Below are 20875 nucleotides of genomic sequence, written 5' to 3'. Positions count from 1 at the left end.
AAAGGCGAGCAAGAACTCGCCTTTTTAAATAGAATAGGAGTAAATCAAATGACAAAAAACTTGCAGTTATCAGCCGAAGAGATGCGTCAGTTAGGATATCAAGCGGTTGACTTGATTGTTGATCATATGAATCATTTAAAAAGTAAACCAGTTTCAGAAACGATTGATAGTAATATTTTTAGAGACAAGCTAATTGAAACGATTCCGGAAAACGGATCTAATCCAAAGGAATTACTTCATTTTCTTAATAACAATGTGTTTAATCAAATTACTCATGTGGATCATCCTCATTTTATGGCTTTTGTGCCAGGTCCTAATAATTATGTTGGTGTATTAGCAGATTTTTTAGCAAGTGGGTTTAATGTATTTCCTACAGCTTGGATAGTAGGTGCAGGTGCCGAACAAATTGAATTAACGACAATTAACTGGTTAAAATCAATGCTAGGATTCCCTGATTCAGCTGAAGGACTATTTGTCAGTGGTGGTTCCATGGCTAATTTGACTGCACTTACTGTAGCGAGACAGGTCAAGCTGAATAATGACATAGAAAATACGATTGTTTATTTTTCTAACCAAACTCATTTTTCTGTAGATCGAGCACTTAAAGTATTAGGTTTTAAACAGCATCAAATTTGCCGAATTGAGACAGATGAAGACTTAAAAATTTCAGTTAGTACTTTAAGAAAACAAATAAAAGAAGATCGATTAAAAGGGAAAAAACCATTCTGTGTTATTGCTAATGCAGGGACAACGAATTGCGGAGCGGTGGACTCCCTCGATGAATTGGCTGATGTATGTGGTGATGAAGATATATGGCTACACGTGGATGGGGCTTATGGGGCTGCAGCAATTCTCAGTGAAAAAGGAAGGGAGTTATTAAGTGGAATTCATCGTGCCGATTCTTTAACGTTAGACCCGCATAAATGGCTTTTTCAGCCTTATGATGTTGGTTGTGTACTTATTCGAAATAGCCAATATTTAAGTGAAACATTCCGTATGATCCCAGAGTATATTAAGGATACAGAAACTAATATAGAAGAAAAAGTGAATTTTGGGGAGCGTGGAATTGAACTTTCTCGTAGATTTAGAGCATTAAAGGTATGGCTTTCTTTTAAAGCATTCGGAGTTACAGCTTTTCGTGAGGCAATTGATCATGGCATTATGCTAGCTGAACAAGTTGAAGAGTTTTTAAGGAAAGAAAAAGATTGGGAAGTAGTAACACCTGCCCAATTAGGAATTGTTACTTTTCGTTATATTCCATGTGAGCTAACATCTACAGATACAATTCATGAAATAAACAAAAAATTGGTGGAAGAAATTAATCAAAGAGGATTTGCTATGCTAAGTACGACTAAATTAAAAGAAAAAGTAGTAATTCGACTTTGCTCTATCAACCCAAGAACCACAAAAGAAGAAATACTTCAAATCATGATGAACATAAAAGCGTTAGCAGAGGAAATAAACACATCGCCTAAACATCTTATATCTGTTTCTCAACCTTAATATATTAGGCGGATTTTACATATTAATAGCCGATTCTTATTTAGAATCGGCTATTATATTTAAATGATAAATACATATATACTATTTATAAGTGTTTCTCTTGTAATGGGATTAAGCCTCAACCTTGGATACTCGTTTGAAACCAGTCTTTATTGCTTGTACTATTTCGTTCACAGCATAAATAGATACATCGGCATTTGGATTTAACCCTTCAAACCAGTGATAGGCATTTGGATATAAATGAAACTCCACATCAACACCAGCTTGTGCTAGTTTGCTTACATAGGTTAATGTTTCGCTGCGGAATGGATCTAATTGACCAACAAATGTGTAAGTATACGGTAAGTCACTATAATCCTCAGCTCGAGAAGGTGCTGCATAGACAGGGATTTGATCCGTTCCATACATTTCTCCTAAATACATTTTCCAGCCAGCTTCATTTGCCTTTTGGTTCCAAACAAATCCCTCTTTAATTTCATTCGCTGAAGGTGTATCATTTCTGTCATCAATCATTGGATATAGTGGCATTTGTAAACAAATTGAAGGATATTTTCGATCTCGGGCTAATAATGATAATGCTGCTGTTAGTCCACCGCCAGCGCTTACTCCTGCAACCCCAATTCGATTCGAATCAATGTTTAATGACTTTGCATTATCAGCAATCCATTTTAAAGCTGAATAACAATCCTCAATTGGTGCTGGGTAAGGGTGTTCAGGTGCTAAGCGGTAGTCTACAGACACGACCACACAGCTAGCTTCTTTTGCAAACCTCATACAAGTATCATCGTTATCATCTATCGACCCTAAGATATAACCTCCACCATGTATCCATAATAAGACAGGTAAAGATTCATGATTTGATTTTGGACGATAAATTCGTAATGGTAACGGATTATCATCAGGCCCAACAATGACTTTATCTGTTAAAGAAAGAGAGTCATCAACAACGGTAGGTGGTCTCATTTGAGCTATTCCTTCTCTGATTGATTGCAAATTTTCTGGGCGTAAATCGAGATCCGGAAACATCTCTAACCCTTGTAATAATTCTGGATTTACTCTAGTTTTCATTTTAGCACCTCTATTTGTAATTGTTTTCAAATAAATGAAGTGTATTCTAAGTAGTTTAATTGTGAAAGAACACCACAATTAAATTGTAAATTGGATATGTTATAACCGTCAACAGAATATTCGGAAATTAAAACCTTTCTCAAGAAGGAGTTTCATGCAATCAATAATACAAGTAGTGGATTTAAGAGCAAAGTGGTTTAATGTCGTTGTAATTATGTACATTAGAAAAATTTCTTTTTGAGTCTAGAAAAGGATTAGATTCTTTTCTAGACTCATGAAGAATTATGAAAAGCAAAATTTTATAGATAGTTATCTTAAAAATAAACAAAGAGAGAAGAACTAACCAATGTTCTTCTCTCTTTTTCATATGTAATTAGGGTATCCTTAACTGCAAATACGGATGGTATAGATTAATGGATGAATAATTTCCTTTTAAATTAATAACGGAATACATAAAGATTTTTATATGTAATATTGCATATACAGGGACTACTAGTGAAAATGTTGAGCAATGTTTTTCCATATGGTAAATTAGTTCCTTAGTTATTTATTTTATTTCATTTTCAATCGTGTAAGGCTAGGGGCGAAGATTTACAAAGGTGACTAGTAAAAAATATAACAATATAAGTATAAGATTTTGTACTTAGTAATCTCGCGATTTAAGGCATGACATTGGATAAGTGTGGGGAGTTCAATCGATTTTGAATAAAATCAATAGTATCAGTTGCAATTTTTTTACGTTTAAGAACGATCCCGGCATGCCCACATTTATAAATATATCGTGGAGGTCTTTCCCAAGATTCTCACAAGTAATCTGTATCCTCAGAATGCACATATAGATCGTGCTTACCTGAAATTAATAAAATATTTTCTTTTTTTACTTTTGGCAATGCTTGACTCGGTTCAGTGATTTTCCAATAATCTATTAAATCATCATACGTAACACCATGATGTTCCAAGTCTTCTCTAATAAATTTACCTGGAGTTGTATTCCAAATAGAATAAGAAAGTCGATTTGCATAGAAAATGGATGCTAACACATCAATTTCTTCTTCAACAAGAGAGGTTAAGTTAGTAATAAATCCGCCTAAACTAATTCCTATTAGAATCAGGGGCCCATTTTTATTTGCTTTAATCCATTTAATCAAAGCTCGTAAATCAGCTACCGCTTGTCTAGTTGCTTGTACTGTTCGTTCAATATTTGCACTTACCATGTACTCTCCACTGAATAAGGATTGATCGGGTTTTCTTTCAAAATGATAGGGTAGAGTGAAATAATACATATTCCACTTCAGGCTGGTCATATGGTCGTGGAATATTTTTTTTACACGTTCGTTAGAATCCATTCTCCAACCGTGAACAAAGATAACATGAGGTGCATCTTCAGTTTTATGTAAGAATAATTCCCCAGTTACAGAGTCGTTGCGTGAATCACCGGATTGAACCGAGCTTTTATATTTGAATTGCCCAACCATGTATTCATTTTTCTGCTTTGAATGCTTAATGTCAAAATGAATATAGGATGGTTTTACTTTATAAAAAGATTCTATGTTCTTTATATTTAATGAAGTGTTAGAAAGGGAAGTATACTGAAACGCTACACTTCTTTTTTTATGTAAATCATATAAGGCGTACCGATCAATGAGTTTTGAAAAAATCAAATTAACCTCCTCCAAAATACATATTGTTTAAAACATGGACAAAATTTATGTTGTAAATTAATTATAAAATATTCTCTTTTCCTAATAATAGGTGCTTGAATTATAAAAATAGGTGATAAATTTGCATATTATATTATAAAGCTTACAATAAATAATTTATACTAAAATTTAAGAAGCAAGTTAATATTCTTATCCATATAAAAGAATATTAACTTGCTTCTTTTGTTATTAAAAGATGTAATTTCTATGAGGAACAACTTACAATTCCCATATAGATATTCACAAATTGGTTTTCTATATTTATTGTATAGAAATTATACAATAAATATATTTTTTATGTTACATACATTAAATTAAGCTTAACCTTTCTTTTCTATAAGTCTCTTAAATTGACTAACTCCTTACCAATATTCAAAAACGACTGCATTTTTGAATTTGTGTTCTAGTTTTTCTTGAACAGGTAAATGAATAACTACACATAAACTCCTTATATCTCTAGTTAAACTACCGATTAGCTCCATATAAACTCTAGATAACCTATATAGAATACAAGTTATCAAGGAGGTAAGAAAAAATGAATTTTATGAAACGAGCAATTCTCAGTATGAAAAAAAGAATAGGAACATCATTAATTTTGATGGCAGTTTTTCTGATTGTTACAAATTTGGTTCTTTCAGGTTTCACAATCCAAAATGCGTCAAAAAAAGCAGCGGATGCTGCAAGAAAAAACTTGGTGCAGATGTTACTTTAGGTCTTGATTTCGACAAGTTAGGTCAAAAAGCTAAGGAAACTGGAGAAATGCCAAATCCGCCGCAGCTCGATGCAAAAGAAACAGATCAATTAGCGAAGTCCAAGTATGTAAAAGATTATAATTACATAGCTAACACTTTCGGTATTTCTGAAGGGCTTAAACAAGTAGGAGCTTCAGAAGGAGAAGAAGAAGGAAAAGGTAAAGTGGGAATGGCGGCTGCGCGAGGCGGTTCAAGCTCTGGTACAGAAATAGATATGAATGCTTCTTTTATGATTGAGGGAGTTCGCAAGACTGCATTACAAGAAAGCTTTAAAAACGGAAAAAGTAAAATCATTGATGGAAAACCAATAACAGAGCAAATGAAGGATCAGAATGTAGCTTTAATGGAAAAACGATTAGCGGAATTAAACAATTTGAAAGTAGGAGACAAAGTTAAAGTACAATCAGGGGATAAGAAGGAAACCCTTGAGGTTGAAATTATCGGTATTTACGAAACAAATGAGCAAGCAATGGGTCAACAGGCTCCTCCTATTATGGATCCAGCTAATAAACTATATATGCCGCATTCAACTATGAAAAAATTAGAAGTAGACCAAGGTATAAGTAGTGTTCAAGTCGTGTATTTCTTGAATGATCCACAATATATTGATGCATTTAAAAAAGAAGCAAAAAAATCTAATATTGATTTTAATTATTATAAATTAGATGCGCATGATTCATTGTACAAGCAAATGATTGGTCCTATCGAAAATATCTCTTCGACTTCTCAAATGATTATTTATATTGTATCGATTGCAGGTGCGATTATTTTAGGATTAATCATTATGCTATCAATTAAAGGGCGTCGTAAAGAAATGGGAATTCTATTGTCTATTGGAGAGAAAAAGTGGAAACTGATGGCGCAATTCGTAGTAGAAGTAGTGTGTGTCGCTATTTTAGCATTTGGATTATCCATAACAACAGGAGCTAAAGTTTCTCAATATATCGGGGATAATTTACTTTCGAATGAAATTGCTACTGCAAGCGAAGAAACAGATACCTCGCAACATGGTACTGTAATGATGGCTGGACCCGGTGGTACTCTACAAAATCAAAAAGAAGATCCAATTGATAAAATTGATGTAAGTGTAACAGGAGAAGATGTAGGAAAAATGGGTGGAATTGGACTAGCTATTGCTATAATAGCAACGCTTCTTCCAGCATTATCTATTCTACGTTTAAACCCAAAACAAATTCTTTTAAAAGATGAATGAGGAGGCTCGATATGGAGACGATTTTACAGTTTAAAAATTTGGATTATTATTATGAAAGTAACGGAAAAAATGTAGCGATACTAGATAATGTTAACTTTTCTTTTCAAAAAGGACATTTCTACACGATTTTAGGACCATCTGGATCTGGTAAAACTACAACTCTAAGCTTAGGTTGTGGACTAGATGTCCCTAAAAATGGTTATGTACTGTATAATGGCAAAGATATTAGAAAAATTGGCTTGGATCGATACCGTAATCAAAATGTATCTGTAATTTTCCAATCTTATAACTTAATTACCTATATGACCGCTCTTCAAAACGTCTTAACAGCAATGGAAATTACCGGTGTTAAAGTGCAAAATAAAACAGCAAGAGCATTAGAATTATTAGAGAGGGTAGGACTCTCAGAAGCTGAAGCGAAACGAAACGTCCTGCAACTAAGTGGCGGGCAACAACAGCGTGTAGCAATCGCTCGAGCACTATCTTGTAATGTTGATTTACTAATTGCAGATGAGCCGACAGGAAACCTCGACGAGGAAACCGCAATGGATATAATAGAACTGTTTCAAGAACTTGCACATAAAGAGAATAAATGCATTATTGTTGTGACGCACTCACAGGAGGTTGCTAAAAAATCAGATCGTGCAGTGTATTTAAGTAAGAAGAAGTTAATCATAAATGAAATCTAATATAAACATCGTAGCTTTTCAATTCACATAATTTTCAAAATCTAGACCTTTCAAAAGCTTATATTTGATTTATAATAAAATCAAGCCATAATCAAAATGGTCTCCCTGTACTGAATGTTAAAATAGTTTGTTGTTCCCGTTTTAATAATATTTTAAAAAGAACTTGTAGTATATTCTACAAGTTCTTTTTATTATAATTGGTTACCTATATCATGGGATAATCACACATAGTTATTGCAGAATTAAACCTACAATCATAATTAAACTAAATACTATTATCCAACCAAACGTACAATAGCCAAAAATTCTAATCCATTTAGGTAATTGATTCATGTTAATTTTATTTGAGGGAACTCCCTGCATAAAAAACATCATTTTTTGATCTCTATCTCTATTATTTTGTTGTTCATACATAATATCATCACCTTTCCAGATATATTGAGTTTGTAGTATATCAACCTAAAGAAAATTATGTACAGAATAAGAGGGGATAGCATATATATTATGTGGTGGACTTTATAAATAAATGCATTTAATTGCCATAGTTCTAAGCACTAATCCGTTATAAATACTGAAAAAGAGCACTATATAAATAGGACTCATTTTCTTCAAATGTTAAGTTGCTGGATATAAATCAGAACCAAGGTAATGTTCTTTTATAATTTGAAGATGATGAAGCTCATGACCAGCAATGATGTATGCTAATGCACGAACTGTAACTTCAGAATTATTCGCATTTCCTCTTTGTGACCAAGCTTCTTTATCTAAGCTTCTAAGTAAATACAGGGTAGATTGGCGAACAACTATTAAATTCTCAAGAAGATCTTGCATAGATTGCTTATCAAAAGCAGCTCTAAGAACATACATATCATCAAATGAAAAACCTGTTAATAAGTTTATACTTACTACAAAAACAAACAAACTCGTCCTATTTAAAGGAGAGTTTGTTTGTTTTTATGTTTAGATAATGGAATACTCATGTAAAATTGCACACTATGTTCCATATTTTTTATTGAATACTTTATATCTAGCGTTTCAAGAATTTGCTTAACAATATATAGCCCTAAACCATTTCCTCCAGTATTTCGATTTCTTGATTTTTCAATTCGATAAAATGGTTTGAAAATTTGTTGTAAATCTTCATCTTTAATATTGACACCTGTATTTATAATTTGCATTTCGATTTGACCTTGTTTCGAATCCTCACTTAACTTTATATAGACTTTTTCATTATGTGGTGAATACATAACCGCATTGTGAATAATATTTTTACATGCTTTTTCTAAAAGGGCACAATCGGTATAAATAGAAAGGTCAGAATCAATTTCTTTTATTATTTCGATGCTTTTTTGAGAAGCAAAAAATTCGAGATCTTTTGTGATTGCACCTATTAACTTTGAAGGATTAACTTCCTCTACTTTTAGTTTGAAGGTGTGTTGTTCTAATTTCGATACGCTTAAAATTTCACGAACTAATTGTTCCATACTTTCAATAATTTGATGATTTTTCTTTAAATATTGATCGCGATTTTGATAAGGGCCAATATTGTATATCATTCCTTCTAAGTATCCTTTCATTACAGTAAGAGGGGACTTTAATTCATGTGCTACAATCGCAAAAAACTCTCTGCGTTTTGTTTCTATTTCTCTTTCTTTTTCAATATCATTTTTTAATTGTTCATTTGCTTTTTTCAAATCAAACATAGCTTGTTGCAAGTTAATAGACATGTCATTTAAACTATTAGATAATTCTCCTAGCTCATCTGTAGAGCGAACCTCAATTTTTTCGGAGAAATCTAAATTTGCCATCTTTTGTGCACCTTCATTAATATAAATAAGTGGCTTTGTAATAAACCTGGAATAAAAATAAGCACTTCCTATACCAATAACGAGCACAATGATACTAATATAGGGGAGAAAGCGTACTAAAACCTGTGAAGCTTCATCAATCGGTTGAAATGTAGCAAACACTATAAGCGTTAAACTACCATCTTGAAATTGAATTGGTTTCGTAACGTTATATGAATTGCTAAGGGTACTTGCATTCTCGAATCGTGTTGCTTTAGTAACTACTGTTTTTTGCGTACCACTTTGAATAAAAGAAAATGAAGGAGAGTAAATAATTACTCCTTCTTTATTTTGGAGATAAAGCATCGCATTATTTTTTTTGGCGTATTCATCAAAAAGTGGTATCGCATCTTGAAACGTAAGATTTTTAGATTTATCAATGATTTCGTTTATCCCTGTTTGAAGTTGATCTGTTTTATATTGCTCATAAAACGTCGGAAGAAAGAAGTATAAAGTTAAATAAATCAATACTGCAAAGGATAATAAAATGAGAGATGTAGTCATAAAGAGTTTATAAGTAATTTGCTTCATTTTCATGAGTTTCACAATACTATTCATCAATTTTATATCCAATACCCTTTATTGTTTTAATATAAGGGATAGCTAATTTTTTGCGTAGGTTTTTAATATGTGTATCAATTATTCGTGTTTCTCCAAAATAATCGTAACCCCAAACCTTTTCAACGATATTTTCTCTTGGGAGTACTTTTCTCTCATTTTGAAATAGTAGTTGTAGAATTTCAAACTCTTTTGTCGTTAATATAATTTCAACGTCATTTACATATACTCTATATGCATCCACATCAATACGCACTTCTTTAAATATCAAATGATTATTTACATTTTTATCATAACTTCTTCTTAGTACAGCTTCGACTCGTCTAATCAAAACATGAAATGAAAAGGGCTTTGTTATATAGTCATCGATCCCAAGGTCGAATCCTTTCATTTGATCTTCCTCTTCTTCCAACGCAGTTAGCATAATAATTGGTACGTTTGACTGACTTCGAATCATTTTAGAAACTTCAAATCCATTAAGATTGGGCATCATGACATCTAGAAGAATTAAATCAAATGATTGCTTATTAAATTGTGTCATACCCTCTAGTCCATCTGAAGCGACTACCACTGTATAATGCTGTGTCATTAAAAATTGTTTAATTAATTCCTGAATTTCTCGATCGTCCTCAACCACGAGGATATGATAATTTTTCATAATATCACCTCTGGTAGTCATTATAGCCGTACAATCTGGAGTTTATGTGGAGATACAGTAGTAAACTTCATAGGACGTTTACTACCAAAAAGTATTATTAGCTATATTCCTTTTTTATGGAGAAATAATTGCTTAAAAAAACTTATCGTATGAATTGATGTACGATTAATATTTACGAAAAACTAATGTATAATAACGTGAATTGTATGTAGTTTCTTAAAATTCTCGAAAATATACTTTTGCTTCTTTACCAAAAGAGGAAAAGGAATTTCAATATAGAAGAAGCTACTGTAATACTAGAGTGTGTGCCAAGAACTATGAATTTCTTTCATCTAGTTTTTATTTAATCGTTAATCACTACATAACAATGTTCTTGCTAAACCAAAAGTTTAAAGGTACAAACTTGGAGAGATTTATATAATGCTAGAAAGGTTGTGAAATGATTTGATGGGTTATAAAGCGATGCTGTTTGATTTAGATGATACATTACTTGATAGGGATAAAGCAGTAGAGTCATTATTTTTAATTGTTTTAGAAAAGTGTTATGAAAATGTAGATGGTGCGGCTAAAAGCAACATGTTACAGAAATTCAAAAAACACGATAAAAGAGAATATGGCATAAGTAATAAAACGACAGTTTTAGAATCATTGTTTGATGAATTCACGCCGAAGTATAGATTGCCACGCAATTACATCCAAGATTTTTGGAATAATAATTTCCCTAGATGTTTTTCAATAGACCAAAATACTATTCATTTCTTAAATCAAATAAAGAAGCACTTTAAAGTTGGAATTATAACAAATGGCTCAACTCAGAGGCAAAAAGCTAAAATATTTAACACGAATTTAAATAAGTATTTTGAAACAATCATTATTTCTGAAGAAGTGGGATTTAGTAAACCTGATAAACGTATATTCGAACTAGCATTAAATAAGTTAAATTTACAACCGGAAAATACTTTATTTGTTGGAGATGACTTAGAAAAGGATATTGCTGGTCCTCAAAATGTAAATATAAAAGGTGTGTGGTTTAACCCTCAGAAGATCAAGAATACTACCAAAATACAACCGTATGCCGAGATTAACACTTTGGATAGTTTGTTAAGTTATGTTACTCCACAATATTTTTATAACAAGTAAAAGTAATCTCATATATATTCAAAAATATAAAAAAGAGAAACTATCATTAATTTCATTGACCGTATTAGCAATAAAAAATAGGAGCGATTTTAATAGCTTTGGCTAATTTAATCTATGATTAATACAAAGTTTTGTAAAACAATTTTACTCATACTGTGTAAATTATAAAGGGGTGGGACTATGGAAATAAAGAAAGTAGTAATCGATGGAATCAATATTGCGGTCATTAGAAACGATAAGGTATTAATATCGGATGTTCAGTCTGCATTAGATACTATGGCAACAGTTCAATATGAGGTAGATGCGAAACATATTATTATCCATAAATCTTTAATAAGTGAAGATTTCTTTGACCTAAAAACACGGCTTGCGGGTGATATCCTTCAAAAGTTTATAAACTACAAGGTAAAGATTGCTATTGTTGGAGATTTCTCTATGTATACTAGTAAAAGCTTAAAGGATTTTATTTATGAATGTAATAAAGGGAATGACATTTTTTACTTAGCAACTGAACAACAAGCAATTGAAAAACTAAGTACATTAAAGTAATAATTATATCCTGCTAAATTCCCCCATTGCTCTTAGTTCATAATTATATACGATATAGAAGAACTGATGTTTGTGGTAAACTAAGAGATGAATAAAGGGGGAGTTTTTTTGAACAATTTTAATAATATAATCCAAAATTTAAATAATATAGTTTACAAACCTAACAACTTAATTATTACGAATCTAAAAGAAGAAAAGCAAAACGCAGAATATGCCGGATGTTTATTTCACTTAAATAACAAAACCATTCGTTTTAGAAAATCAAAAGTTACTCCTAATAAAATTGGGCAATTTGTTTCTTTTTGGGAGAAAGATGAAAATATGCGAAATAGAGCTTTCTCTTATGAAGCTGCTCCTGATTTATTAGTAATCACTTGTATTGCTGATAATAAACTAGGGCAATTTATTTTTCCTAAAGAGATTCTTCTTAAAGAAAAAATATTGAGAACACCAAGTCAAACAGGGAAAATGGCAATGAGAATTTATCCTGTTTGGGATACCACTGTTAGCAATCAAGCTAAAAAGAGCCAAACGTGGCAACTTCAATATTTTGTTGATTTAAGTGATATTAATAATTTGCCTATAGATAAACTATTAAATTTATATTCGTAGCTTTTGATTTGCCCCAAAAAGAAGTAATTACAGAAAAGACATTTGTAATGACGCCTTCTATTAATTTACCTCGTGAATCGTAATTTTTGTACCGGTACAGTTAAATGAAATGTACATTGTTACAGTGCCCCTTAAAATTTACAATCAGCATATATTATTTAAACTTATAAATTTTTAAGGGGTGCTAAATATGACAAGTTTACAAGATCAGCTTTTCACAAGATTAAATCTTAAAAAACGTAATGATGTAACGTTTGAAGAATTACCTACCATACTCTTTTCGTTTGCGCATACTATACCATTTGAGAATTTAGATGTTATAGCACGAAATACGAATCAAATCTCTCTGGAAAACTTACGAGAGAAAATTTTAACTAGTTCCCGTGGTGGACTTTGCTACGAATTAAATACTCTTTTTTACTATTTTTTAAGAGACTGTGGCTATGATGTACAACTGGCATTAGGTACGGTTTATAAAAACGATATAAATGCATGGGCACTTGAGGATGGCCATATAACAATTATTTTAACTTATGATAATGTACAGTATTTAATTGATGTAGGTATAGCTTCGTTAGTACCTCTTGTTCCTGTACCTTTTACTGGTGAATCTGTTTCTTCAAAAAATGGTTCGTACCGGGTGAGACGAAAAGATACGAGTAAAGGAAATTATGTTTTAGAAAGAATAGATGCTGATGGAGAATGGAAAGTTTGTCATGCTTTTTATAAACATAATATTGATGAGATAGTAGTAAATGATGTTCAAAGAAGAGTGATAGAAGATGAGAAGTCTATTTTTAATAAAGGACCAATTGCAGTAAAGTTGACGAACTCTGGCCATATTTCATTAACGAATACAAGTTTAACCGAAATTATTCATGGGGAAAAAACTAAGCGTGAAATTACAGAAGATCAATATAAAGAGTTTTTATATACTTTATTTGCTATTAAGTTATGAATAATAAAGATAGCCGGTTCTTATTCAGAAGCGGCTATCTTTATTATTTTTGGTGTAAATGGTTTTCTTCTAATATGTTTCGGAAACTGCGGTATAGTTAATGTTTTTAATGTTTCCTCAGCTTCTTCATATGTATGAAAAATTGGTTCTTTTCCATCATCCCCTTGTAAAACTAGCCCTTCATCTCGGATTACATATGGCATAAAACCACCCCATCTAGTAAAGAATTATGTTCTTTTGCAGCAGAATAATATGATTTAAAGTTTGATTTTCTTAATACATAGAATACACTAGAACAGTACGAAAAAGTATGTACAATGAATTTTGAATGTAAAGGAAGATTATTATGTCAGTTATTGATAAATTGAAACTTAATAAGTATACAAATATGGTCGTTATTAACGAACCAAGTGATTATGACATTTTTACAGGTAAAGAAACTGCATTCTCAAAAGAACACGATGCTATCTTTATATTTGTAGAAACGCTTGATGAAATGGTGAAACAAACGAATTTTATTATTAGTAATGAAGAATTACTAATTGAAAAAGGTTACGTATTCTTCGCATATCCGAAAAAAGGTAATGCTCGTTATAGTACGTTTATTCACCGTGATGAGATGTTTCCGGCATTAAACGTTGGAGAAGATGGTTATGTGGGAGAAAGCGATATTAAATTTGCACGAATGGTAAGTATGGATGAAGTCTTTACTGTTGTTGGTTTAAAACGTGAAAAGAAAAAAACAACAAAAACATCTGCTATGAGTCAATGTGTTGCCGATTATGCAGATCGAATTAAAGATGTTGAAGCATTATTAGCTAATCATCCGAATGAACTTAAGTTTTATCAAAGTTTAACGCCTGGATATCAGAAAGATTGGGCACGTAATCTTTTTTCTGTAAAACAAGAAAAAACACGTGAAAAACGTCTAGAGAAAATGATAGAGATCCTTTCACAAGGCTATAAAACAATTGAATTATTCCGTAAGAAGAAAAAATAATGATTAAGAAAGTCACAATGCACTCATCACAATTAATTGTGATGAGTGCATTGAAAAAAGCATTCCTTCCATTATACTAAGGAATGTTCTTATATTTATATAATTAGCAAAAGAGAAAAGGTGTTTGAAATGAAATCGTATATTGTAGTTGGATCTGGAATTTTAGGAGCGTCTACTGCTTATCATCTTGCTAAGGCAGGTGCGAATGTTACTATCGTGGATCGCCAACAATTAGGGCAAGCAACTGATGCAGGAGCAGGTATTGTATGTCCATGGCTATCACAGCGTCGTAATAAAGCATGGTATAAAATCGTTAAAGGCGGTGCACGTTACTATTCTTCGTTAATTCAGCAATTAGAAGAAGACGGTGAAACTGACACAGGATATAATCGTGTAGGTGCAATTAGTTTACATACTGACGAGAAAAAGTTAGATCAAATGGAAGAGCGAGCTTATAAACGACGTGAAGATGCCCCAGAGATTGGTGAAATAACTCGCTTATCAGCTGAAGAAACAAAAAAATTATTCCCAGCATTATCAGACGAATATAGTTCTGTTCATATTAGTGGTGCTGCACGAGTGAATGGAAGATTATTACGCAATGCATTAATAAGTGCTGCGAAAAAACATGGTGCAACTTTTATAAAAGGCGATGCCATATTAGTCCGTGAAGGAAATCATATTACTGGAGTTACAGTAAACGATGAAACAATTTTAGCAGAAAAGGTTATTGTAACTGCAGGCGCATGGGCGAATGAAATCTTGAACCCATTAGGAATTAATTTCTTAGTTACATTCCAAAAAGGACAAATTGTTCATCTGCAAATTGAAAATACAGCAACAGAAAATATGCCAGTTGTTATGCCACCGAACGATCAATATATTTTAACGTTTGACAATGGTCATGTCGTAATTGGTGCAACACATGAGAATGATACTGGTTTCGATCATCGTGTAACAGCAGGTGGTTTACATGAAGTATTCCATAAGGCATTAGCAGTTGCACCTGGCTTAGAAAATGCTACAATGCTTGAAACGAGAGTTGGATTCAGACCATTCACACCAGGATTCTTACCTGTTATCGGGCCACTACCTAACTTTGAAGGAATTCTCGTTGCGAATGGATTAGGGGCTTCGGGTTTAACAGCTGGTCCATACTTAGGAGCGGAACTTGCTAAACTAGCGCTCGGACAACCGATTGAATTAGATTTAAATGATTATGACGTTGCTGGCGCAATTGAATAATATGGAGTACTGCTAACATTTATGAAAAACCATGCTAAACAAATTCGACAAGGAATAAGTAGTTTTTCCTCTGTTAAGAGTAAGCCTGTTTATGAAAAATAAAATTATTTAAAAATAGAGGGCCGACATTATAAACCTGCATTAATAATGTAGAATTGTGATGTCGGCTCTTTATTCATATTGCTTTAAAACTTATTTTCGAGAGGAGGTTAAGTAATGAGAGCGCCATATCAAGTATTGATATTTCCTTATATAAAAACTGTCGATTCTATTCAATATGCCATTTTTAACCGAAGTGATTATGGTTATTGGCAAGGAATAGCTGGTGGCGGAGAAGACGGTGAGATTCCTATTGAATCAGCAAAACGGGAAGCATTTGAAGAGGCTGGTATTACAAGAGAATGTCCATATATACAATTAGATTCTGTGTCTTCACTATCAGTAGAAGATGTAGTTGGAGGATTCCTTTGGGGAGAAGAGGTTTATGTAATAAAAGAATTTTCTTTTGGAGTTAAAGTCCCTACAAAAAACATATCATTATCTAAAGAACACTTCAATTATAAATGGTTATGCTTTGAGGAAGCAGTAACGTTTTTGAAATGGGATAGCAACAAAACAGCATTGTGGGAATTAAACAAAAGACTATTAAAACAATAAAAGTTTTAGCTAACAAAGATAGTATTGGAACAAGAATGGAACCATTAACAAACCTTTGCTACACTTCTAAACAATGTTTTAGATTATAAAATAGAGTAATATAGATTTTGTATAGGTAATTTACTAAGAGAACTTGTACTAAGAAAAGCCCTATACAGTTGACTCTGAAAAAATGAAAATAGTTAGAAATATTTTTATATCGTACGGTTTTTGGCTATGAATAACGGAATAGATATTAAGTATTCAACAGTTTAAATAAAACGAGTTAGCTTTTTATTTTAAGAAGAAAGATGACTCGTTTTATGCTAAAATTCGCTTAGTGTATATTTTCGTTAAAATGTGGGTGGGCCCCCTTTTAGCAAAACCGGAGTGGGAATGATGAGTATAAATAGTTTTGTGGGATTGATAAAGGACGAATTATTAAAAGAGGTAAGTATAAGAAGTGAGAATGAATTCGAGCCTGTAGTAGTTAAAGATATTCCTAGACTTTGGAAGTGTTTAGGAACAGGTAATTATGCCGCAGTATTCATGCACAAAGAATACAAAGATTGGGTAGTGAAAGTTTACGTGCGAGAAGGAGAAGGAATTGAAAAAGAGTCAGAAGTATACCGAAGAATTGGAGATCATCCTTCTTATTCAAAGCTTATATATAAAGGAGAAAATTTCATAGTATTGAAACGTTTAAAAGAAATTACCTTATACGATGCTATTCATAAGGGAATTAAAATTCCTAAGCAAGTAATACTTGATATTAATGAGGCTTTAGAGTATGCGAGGGAACAAGGGTTAACTCCTTGTGATGTTCACGGGAAAAATGTGATGATGGAAAAAGGAAGGGGATATGTAGTCGATGTATCTGATTTCTTAAAAACAAAAGAAGATAGTAAGTGGAGAGACCTAGAAAAGGCATATTTCACCTTTTATTTTCCTTTCATTTATAAATTGCCTTTCCCCGTTAAAATACCGTATTTTATGTTAAACATTGTTAGACGTTCGTACAGAAAATATAAGAAGCTTAAAAAGAACTTCAAATTATAAAAGGATCACATATGTTCCTGAAAACGATTTGAATTCACATAAATAACTTTAGAAAAATTTAAAATTTTGTTTAGGGGCTACTTCAAGACCTTAGCTTGCTGGGCATATGGTGCTACCTCAAAATATAAAAAGATTAGGAGTGAATCCTAATCTTTTTATTTATACATATTTTTGTTATGAATATCACTATCAATTCCAAAACGGGATATTTTGAATAAATGAAACCGTCAAAATAAGTGTTGATACGGAACCAGCAGTTACTAAAGTTACTATTTTTCGTCCATTCTGTTCTTTTGAAGGTTTTATAAGTTCTGTAATTAACACAATCCATATTATGATAGAGATTATTGAAATAATATTTATAGACATATGTAACACATCCCTTCTTGTTTTCACATAAATATTTCTTCTTTTGTAAAATAAAAGCAATTTAACAAGAAAATATGTAACGCATTACAAATCAATATTTTCCTGTTAAACCACCTTTTTTAAATAGAAATACGACTGATAAAACGATAACAACAGCCTTCAAACTTCCCCAATATGGATAAATAGCATGATCTGTTAGACTAGCATATTGAAAAATATTCTCTAAACCGAAAATTCCTATCATGACTGCTAAAATGAATGAAGCTGATCCATACGTCCCGTTATGATAGAGGGTAAATAAATAGACTGCGAAAATTAGTGGTAAGATGATTTGTAGTACGATTATCATAGTTCGTCCTCCATATTATTTATAATTATATTATATACAAAATTGTAATAAAAAGGAATACGACTTATTTGATACTAACAGAACTACTCTAATCATATTCTTCTATAAAAAGAAGAAAAAGGGGTGTACAGTTAATTGACAAAAGTTAAAGTTAGTTTACGACCCATTGTTCATAATATAAATTTACCAACCGTATTGAAAACAACAATACTTCCAGGCGAATCGACCGAAAGACTATTTATCGCAACCCAATTAGGAGAGATTTTTTACATAGGGAATGGAGTTATAAAGATATTTTTAGATATTCGTCACCTAATTATTAAATTAGGTACATTTGAAGAAGGTGTTTCTAGTAGCGGTTATGATGAACGCGGATTGCTAGGACTTGCGTTCCATCCACAATTTTATCAAAATAGGTTATTTTATCTACATTATTCAGTAGCCGGAACTCAAGGGCCAGGTGCACTTTCTGAACAATTTAAACCTAATCCTTGTGACCCTAAAACATTAAATTTAAAGTGGGTTAATAGAAATACGCAATATGATCACATTGATACTGTGGAAGAATGGACTTTACAACCTAATGGTCAAGCTCAAAAGCGACGAACATTACTGAATGTAAGAAGACCATTTTTTAATCATAACGGAGTCAATAGTTTAAACTTTTCACCTGAGACTGGAAAACTTGTTTTTACAAATGGAGATGGCGGATCAGGTTATGATCCATTTAACTTAAGCCAAGATGATTTAGAAATAGCAGGTAAAATAATTGAAATCGATGTAAGTAAAAATACATTTATAAATAACCCTCCTGTAGTTACACGCTTCGATGAACTTCCTTTATCTATACAAGAAACACTTACAGTAATTGCAAAAGGAGTACGTAATATAACTGGCATTTCATTTCAAAGGTTTTATAATCAATATATCAAATACGCCGGAAATGTCGGACAAGATATTGTAGAGTCTATTTTTTCATTTGTTCAATATAAACCTATACCGGTTACAGAACTTGTTCAAATGCATTTTATGAGGCTCACTCCCAATCAAGATGGGTTTATCAATTTTGGTTGGAGAGGATGGGAAGGGGATTTACCTACTTCTTTTATACGGCATTGTTCCGAAAATCAGACTTTGGATGAAAGAACAATGACTTATTATGATGAAACAATACAAACTTCAGCGAGGCGTATTCTGCCTCTACTTAGTTATTTTCATCAAGATTCCAGACCCGATAAGTTTGGAGGAACTTCCCTTACAGGAGTTCAGCCATATATGGGAAATGCAATTCCAAATTTAACAGGTAGCGTAGTGTTTACTGACCTTGCTAAGAAAGAAGATTCTCGACCGCCAGTTAAAGGTGTTTTAGCCTATACTAGAGCAGGTACAGACGGTAAACATGCTGACTTTCATGCTATTGAAACCAATTATGATTTTGGTACGCAAGCAGCTTATTATATGAGTTTAGGAACAAATTTGAATCAAACTAAATTATATTTAGGAGTTTACGGTTCTATGAAAGTAACTGATTTTAATAAAGGTACCATTTTTGAAATTATCCCTTAATACGATACAAATTATCAGTCTAAAAATATAATATAAGGAATTCATTCTGTCCACAAAACGCACGACTTAACTTCTCCCCTTAAAAATCTTCAATGTATGAGCATCTATTAACTTGCAGAAAGTAACTCATAAACCGTATGTGTACGAATAATATAGAAAGTAATGAATGAGGTGTCTTTAGGGGGGATTTTAATGAATCGGTTTGTACGTTATTGGTATCAACTGATGATAGAGCATGATATAAGCTTTGTTCATAAAAGAAAATTGTCCCTTGCGAATAAGTTAGTACTTACAGCTTTGATGAGTGCATTAGCCACCATGTTTCAAGCAGCGGGTAACTTAGTTCCTGGTATAGGTTTGCTCATTAGTCCATTTTCGACATTACCGATTTTTTTTGCTATTTTCTATTCTATTCGTGAGGGAATACTTTCTTATATTCTTACTATTTTTCTATTATTTATTATTGAGCCAAGTGAACTAATTATCTTTCCTTTTACTACAGGCTTATTAGGTCTAGCCTTAGGACTAGCCTTTTTAAAATTTAAGAGGAGAATTTGGATTGTTTCCTTTTCTGCGACTTGTCTACTTATAGGGATTATGATCGTTCTCGATGTTTTCCGTTTTCCGGTACTTGGTCCTACTGTTCATACAACTATGGACATAAAAATTATTTTATTAATATTTATACTGAGCTTTCTATATTGCTGGATTTATGCAGGTTTTTGCAGAATAATGATGAATAGATTATGTAAAGTGTTGTATTGACAATGGCATAATGAAGATTGGAGAATGTATTCATGACTAACGTTGCAGTTAGAAGACCGAATTTGAATGATGTAGATGAACTATATTTATTTTTCCGTATCGTTATTACGAATACATACAAAAATGAAGGATTATCACAACTATTGGATGACATAGAAAATGAAATTAACATGAAAAAGCAATATTTGAAAACAGATTTTGATAGTAATGGAGAAAAACGTTACTTTTTATTAGCAATTGATACAAATAACAATAAAATCATTGGAACAATTGAAGTTGGTCCAGCGAGTACATTGATTAATAGTTGTACAGGTGGTGTACTTAAGGATTTGTATGAAATAGGAACTGTATTTATACTTCCAGAGTATCAAAGAAAGGGTATCGGGAGTTTACTGCTACATACAATGTTTCTTACGTTACTTAGCAGAGGAATAACAGAATTCTGTTTAGATAGTGGATACAGAAAAGCGCAAAGTATATGGACAAAGAAGTTTGGAGAGCCTAGTTATGTACTGAAAGATTATTGGGGAGAATCAAGTGATCATATGATTTGGAAGAAGAGTTTACATGATACACCTATAATATTTGAATTATAAAATGAAATATACCTATGAACGTAGCTTTTCTTACATATGTATG

General features: G+C 32.1%; 20 protein-coding genes and 3 pseudogenes. 14 read left to right on the top strand and 9 right to left on the bottom strand.

Annotated features, from left to right (window positions below; translation table 11 throughout):
- Positions 1 to 48 precede the first annotated feature (48 nt).
- The gene (locus BUA87_RS05190; RefSeq protein ID WP_000164811.1) at positions 49 to 1503 is read left to right on the top strand and encodes a pyridoxal phosphate-dependent decarboxylase family protein; all 1455 of its coding nucleotides are present in this window, start codon (positions 49 to 51) and stop codon (positions 1501 to 1503) included.
- A 111-nt stretch (positions 1504 to 1614) separates the two neighbouring features.
- On the opposite strand, the gene BUA87_RS05185 is transcribed toward BUA87_RS05190, so the two are convergent.
- Complete coding sequence (locus tag BUA87_RS05185; RefSeq protein WP_000857944.1) at positions 1615 to 2571, bottom strand: alpha/beta hydrolase; 957 nt, start codon at positions 2569 to 2571, stop codon at positions 1615 to 1617.
- Positions 2572 to 3230: 659 nt separating this feature from the next.
- Positions 3231 to 4232, bottom strand: a pseudogene (locus BUA87_RS05180) (alpha/beta hydrolase).
- A 574-nt stretch (positions 4233 to 4806) separates the two neighbouring features.
- Here BUA87_RS05180 and BUA87_RS05175 point away from each other — a divergent pair.
- Positions 4807 to 6236 (top strand): annotated as a pseudogene (locus tag BUA87_RS05175) (ABC transporter permease).
- Between the two features lie 11 nt (positions 6237 to 6247).
- Positions 6248 to 6925, top strand: coding sequence for an ABC transporter ATP-binding protein (locus tag BUA87_RS05170; RefSeq protein ID WP_072938658.1), 678 nt, complete (start codon positions 6248 to 6250; stop codon positions 6923 to 6925).
- 231 nt (positions 6926 to 7156) lie between these two features.
- Here BUA87_RS05170 and BUA87_RS05165 read toward each other — a convergent pair whose 3' ends face one another.
- The 4 genes and pseudogenes from BUA87_RS05165 to BUA87_RS05150 form a co-directional block, all read right to left on the bottom strand.
- The gene (locus BUA87_RS05165) at positions 7157 to 7339 is read right to left on the bottom strand and encodes a hypothetical protein (RefSeq protein WP_072938655.1); all 183 of its coding nucleotides are present in this window, start codon (positions 7337 to 7339) and stop codon (positions 7157 to 7159) included.
- A 201-nt stretch (positions 7340 to 7540) separates the two neighbouring features.
- A pseudogene (locus BUA87_RS05160) lies at positions 7541 to 7810 on the bottom strand (DinB family protein); the annotation flags it as partial.
- A 47-nt stretch (positions 7811 to 7857) separates the two neighbouring features.
- Positions 7858 to 9330: a sensor histidine kinase gene (locus BUA87_RS05155; protein ID WP_240523006.1), complete on the bottom strand. Its 1473-nt coding sequence runs from the start codon at positions 9328 to 9330 to the stop codon at positions 7858 to 7860.
- Positions 9323 to 9988 carry a response regulator transcription factor gene (locus BUA87_RS05150; RefSeq protein WP_072938647.1) on the bottom strand — a complete coding sequence of 222 codons (666 nt, stop codon included), beginning with the start codon at positions 9986 to 9988 and terminating at the stop codon, positions 9323 to 9325. Before BUA87_RS05150 ends, BUA87_RS05155 begins: the two co-directional genes overlap by 8 nt.
- Positions 9989 to 10435: 447 nt before the next feature.
- Here BUA87_RS05150 and BUA87_RS05145 point away from each other — a divergent pair, with 447 nt between their 5' ends.
- The 4 genes from BUA87_RS05145 to BUA87_RS05130 all read left to right on the top strand — a co-directional run bounded on the left by BUA87_RS05145 (position 10436) and on the right by BUA87_RS05130 (position 13247).
- Entirely contained in the window at positions 10436 to 11128 is a 693-nt protein-coding gene (locus BUA87_RS05145) for an HAD family hydrolase (protein ID WP_072938645.1), read from the top strand.
- Positions 11129 to 11308: 180 nt separating this feature from the next.
- Positions 11309 to 11677 (top strand): DUF4180 domain-containing protein, encoded by a 369-nt coding sequence (locus tag BUA87_RS05140; protein WP_000403464.1) that lies wholly within the window; start codon positions 11309 to 11311, stop codon positions 11675 to 11677.
- 87 nt (positions 11678 to 11764) lie between these two features.
- The gene (locus BUA87_RS05135; RefSeq protein WP_072938641.1) at positions 11765 to 12289 is read left to right on the top strand and encodes a MepB family protein; all 525 of its coding nucleotides are present in this window, start codon (positions 11765 to 11767) and stop codon (positions 12287 to 12289) included.
- Positions 12290 to 12479: 190 nt separating this feature from the next.
- Positions 12480 to 13247 carry an arylamine N-acetyltransferase family protein gene (locus tag BUA87_RS05130; protein ID WP_000202750.1) on the top strand — a complete coding sequence of 256 codons (768 nt, stop codon included), beginning with the start codon at positions 12480 to 12482 and terminating at the stop codon, positions 13245 to 13247.
- Between the two features lie 20 nt (positions 13248 to 13267).
- On the opposite strand, the gene BUA87_RS05125 is transcribed toward BUA87_RS05130, so the two are convergent.
- Positions 13268 to 13450 (bottom strand): hypothetical protein, encoded by a 183-nt coding sequence (locus BUA87_RS05125; RefSeq protein WP_001147158.1) that lies wholly within the window; start codon positions 13448 to 13450, stop codon positions 13268 to 13270.
- A gap of 143 nt (positions 13451 to 13593) precedes the next feature.
- On the opposite strand from BUA87_RS05125, the gene BUA87_RS05120 reads away from it, so the two are divergent.
- From BUA87_RS05120 to BUA87_RS05105, 4 genes are all read left to right on the top strand, one after another.
- Positions 13594 to 14247 carry a YdeI/OmpD-associated family protein gene (locus BUA87_RS05120; protein ID WP_000110844.1) on the top strand — a complete coding sequence of 218 codons (654 nt, stop codon included), beginning with the start codon at positions 13594 to 13596 and terminating at the stop codon, positions 14245 to 14247.
- Between the two features lie 129 nt (positions 14248 to 14376).
- Positions 14377 to 15492, top strand: coding sequence for an NAD(P)/FAD-dependent oxidoreductase (locus BUA87_RS05115; protein ID WP_000844382.1), 1116 nt, complete (start codon positions 14377 to 14379; stop codon positions 15490 to 15492).
- Positions 15493 to 15708: 216 nt separating this feature from the next.
- Positions 15709 to 16149 (top strand): NUDIX hydrolase, encoded by a 441-nt coding sequence (locus tag BUA87_RS05110; protein WP_001202619.1) that lies wholly within the window; start codon positions 15709 to 15711, stop codon positions 16147 to 16149.
- Positions 16150 to 16527: 378 nt separating this feature from the next.
- The gene (locus tag BUA87_RS05105; RefSeq protein WP_061660939.1) at positions 16528 to 17187 is read left to right on the top strand and encodes a protein kinase family protein; all 660 of its coding nucleotides are present in this window, start codon (positions 16528 to 16530) and stop codon (positions 17185 to 17187) included.
- Positions 17188 to 17376: 189 nt separating this feature from the next.
- On the opposite strand, the gene BUA87_RS05100 is transcribed toward BUA87_RS05105, so the two are convergent.
- Both BUA87_RS05100 and BUA87_RS05095 read right to left on the bottom strand, forming a co-directional pair.
- Positions 17377 to 17556: a hypothetical protein gene (locus tag BUA87_RS05100; RefSeq protein ID WP_000026312.1), complete on the bottom strand. Its 180-nt coding sequence runs from the start codon at positions 17554 to 17556 to the stop codon at positions 17377 to 17379.
- Positions 17557 to 17647: 91 nt separating this feature from the next.
- The gene (locus BUA87_RS05095) at positions 17648 to 17905 is read right to left on the bottom strand and encodes a hypothetical protein (RefSeq protein ID WP_000587696.1); all 258 of its coding nucleotides are present in this window, start codon (positions 17903 to 17905) and stop codon (positions 17648 to 17650) included.
- Positions 17906 to 18040: 135 nt separating this feature from the next.
- Here BUA87_RS05095 and BUA87_RS05090 point away from each other — a divergent pair, with 135 nt between their 5' ends.
- The 3 genes from BUA87_RS05090 to BUA87_RS05080 all read left to right on the top strand — a co-directional run bounded on the left by BUA87_RS05090 (position 18041) and on the right by BUA87_RS05080 (position 20832).
- The gene (locus tag BUA87_RS05090; protein ID WP_000169996.1) at positions 18041 to 19471 is read left to right on the top strand and encodes a PQQ-dependent sugar dehydrogenase; all 1431 of its coding nucleotides are present in this window, start codon (positions 18041 to 18043) and stop codon (positions 19469 to 19471) included.
- Between the two features lie 192 nt (positions 19472 to 19663).
- Positions 19664 to 20236 (top strand): hypothetical protein, encoded by a 573-nt coding sequence (locus BUA87_RS05085; RefSeq protein WP_001079228.1) that lies wholly within the window; start codon positions 19664 to 19666, stop codon positions 20234 to 20236.
- 32 nt (positions 20237 to 20268) lie between these two features.
- Positions 20269 to 20832: a GNAT family N-acetyltransferase gene (locus BUA87_RS05080; protein WP_000185959.1), complete on the top strand. Its 564-nt coding sequence runs from the start codon at positions 20269 to 20271 to the stop codon at positions 20830 to 20832.
- Positions 20833 to 20875: the final 43 nt, after the last annotated feature.

The organism is Bacillus sp. bc15 (assembly GCF_900142585.1).
In the GTDB taxonomy this organism is placed as follows: domain Bacteria; phylum Bacillota; class Bacilli; order Bacillales; family Bacillaceae_G; genus Bacillus_A; species Bacillus_A cereus.
The sequence above is the reverse complement of the archived record's forward strand: the minus strand, read 5'-3'. Positions and strand labels throughout refer to the sequence as shown.

What these genes read in the sequence shown, in the direction of transcription:
- BUA87_RS05080 (WP_000185959.1), top strand. Translation starts at nt 20,269, where the DNA reads ATGACTAACGTTGCAGTTAGAAGACCGAATTTGAATGATGTAGATGAA.
- BUA87_RS05100 (WP_000026312.1), bottom strand. Translation starts at nt 17,556, where the DNA reads ATGTCTATAAATATTATTTCAATAATCTCTATCATAATATGGATTGTG.
- BUA87_RS05115 (WP_000844382.1), top strand. Translation starts at nt 14,377, where the DNA reads ATGAAATCGTATATTGTAGTTGGATCTGGAATTTTAGGAGCGTCTACT.
- BUA87_RS05185 (WP_000857944.1), bottom strand. Translation starts at nt 2,571, where the DNA reads ATGAAAACTAGAGTAAATCCAGAATTATTACAAGGGTTAGAGATGTTT.
- BUA87_RS05130 (WP_000202750.1), top strand. Translation starts at nt 12,480, where the DNA reads ATGACAAGTTTACAAGATCAGCTTTTCACAAGATTAAATCTTAAAAAA.
- BUA87_RS05085 (WP_001079228.1), top strand. Translation starts at nt 19,664, where the DNA reads ATGAATCGGTTTGTACGTTATTGGTATCAACTGATGATAGAGCATGAT.
- BUA87_RS05135 (WP_072938641.1), top strand. Translation starts at nt 11,765, where the DNA reads ATGAATAAAGGGGGAGTTTTTTTGAACAATTTTAATAATATAATCCAA.
- BUA87_RS05140 (WP_000403464.1), top strand. Translation starts at nt 11,309, where the DNA reads ATGGAAATAAAGAAAGTAGTAATCGATGGAATCAATATTGCGGTCATT.
- BUA87_RS05125 (WP_001147158.1), bottom strand. Translation starts at nt 13,450, where the DNA reads ATGCCATATGTAATCCGAGATGAAGGGCTAGTTTTACAAGGGGATGAT.
- BUA87_RS05155 (WP_240523006.1), bottom strand. Translation starts at nt 9,330, where the DNA reads ATGAATAGTATTGTGAAACTCATGAAAATGAAGCAAATTACTTATAAA.
- BUA87_RS05165 (WP_072938655.1), bottom strand. Translation starts at nt 7,339, where the DNA reads ATGTATGAACAACAAAATAATAGAGATAGAGATCAAAAAATGATGTTT.
- BUA87_RS05190 (WP_000164811.1), top strand. Translation starts at nt 49, where the DNA reads ATGACAAAAAACTTGCAGTTATCAGCCGAAGAGATGCGTCAGTTAGGA.
- BUA87_RS05170 (WP_072938658.1), top strand. Translation starts at nt 6,248, where the DNA reads ATGGAGACGATTTTACAGTTTAAAAATTTGGATTATTATTATGAAAGT.
- BUA87_RS05145 (WP_072938645.1), top strand. Translation starts at nt 10,436, where the DNA reads ATGGGTTATAAAGCGATGCTGTTTGATTTAGATGATACATTACTTGAT.
- BUA87_RS05120 (WP_000110844.1), top strand. Translation starts at nt 13,594, where the DNA reads ATGTCAGTTATTGATAAATTGAAACTTAATAAGTATACAAATATGGTC.
- BUA87_RS05095 (WP_000587696.1), bottom strand. Translation starts at nt 17,905, where the DNA reads ATGATAATCGTACTACAAATCATCTTACCACTAATTTTCGCAGTCTAT.
- BUA87_RS05150 (WP_072938647.1), bottom strand. Translation starts at nt 9,988, where the DNA reads ATGAAAAATTATCATATCCTCGTGGTTGAGGACGATCGAGAAATTCAG.
- BUA87_RS05110 (WP_001202619.1), top strand. Translation starts at nt 15,709, where the DNA reads ATGAGAGCGCCATATCAAGTATTGATATTTCCTTATATAAAAACTGTC.
- BUA87_RS05105 (WP_061660939.1), top strand. Translation starts at nt 16,528, where the DNA reads ATGAGTATAAATAGTTTTGTGGGATTGATAAAGGACGAATTATTAAAA.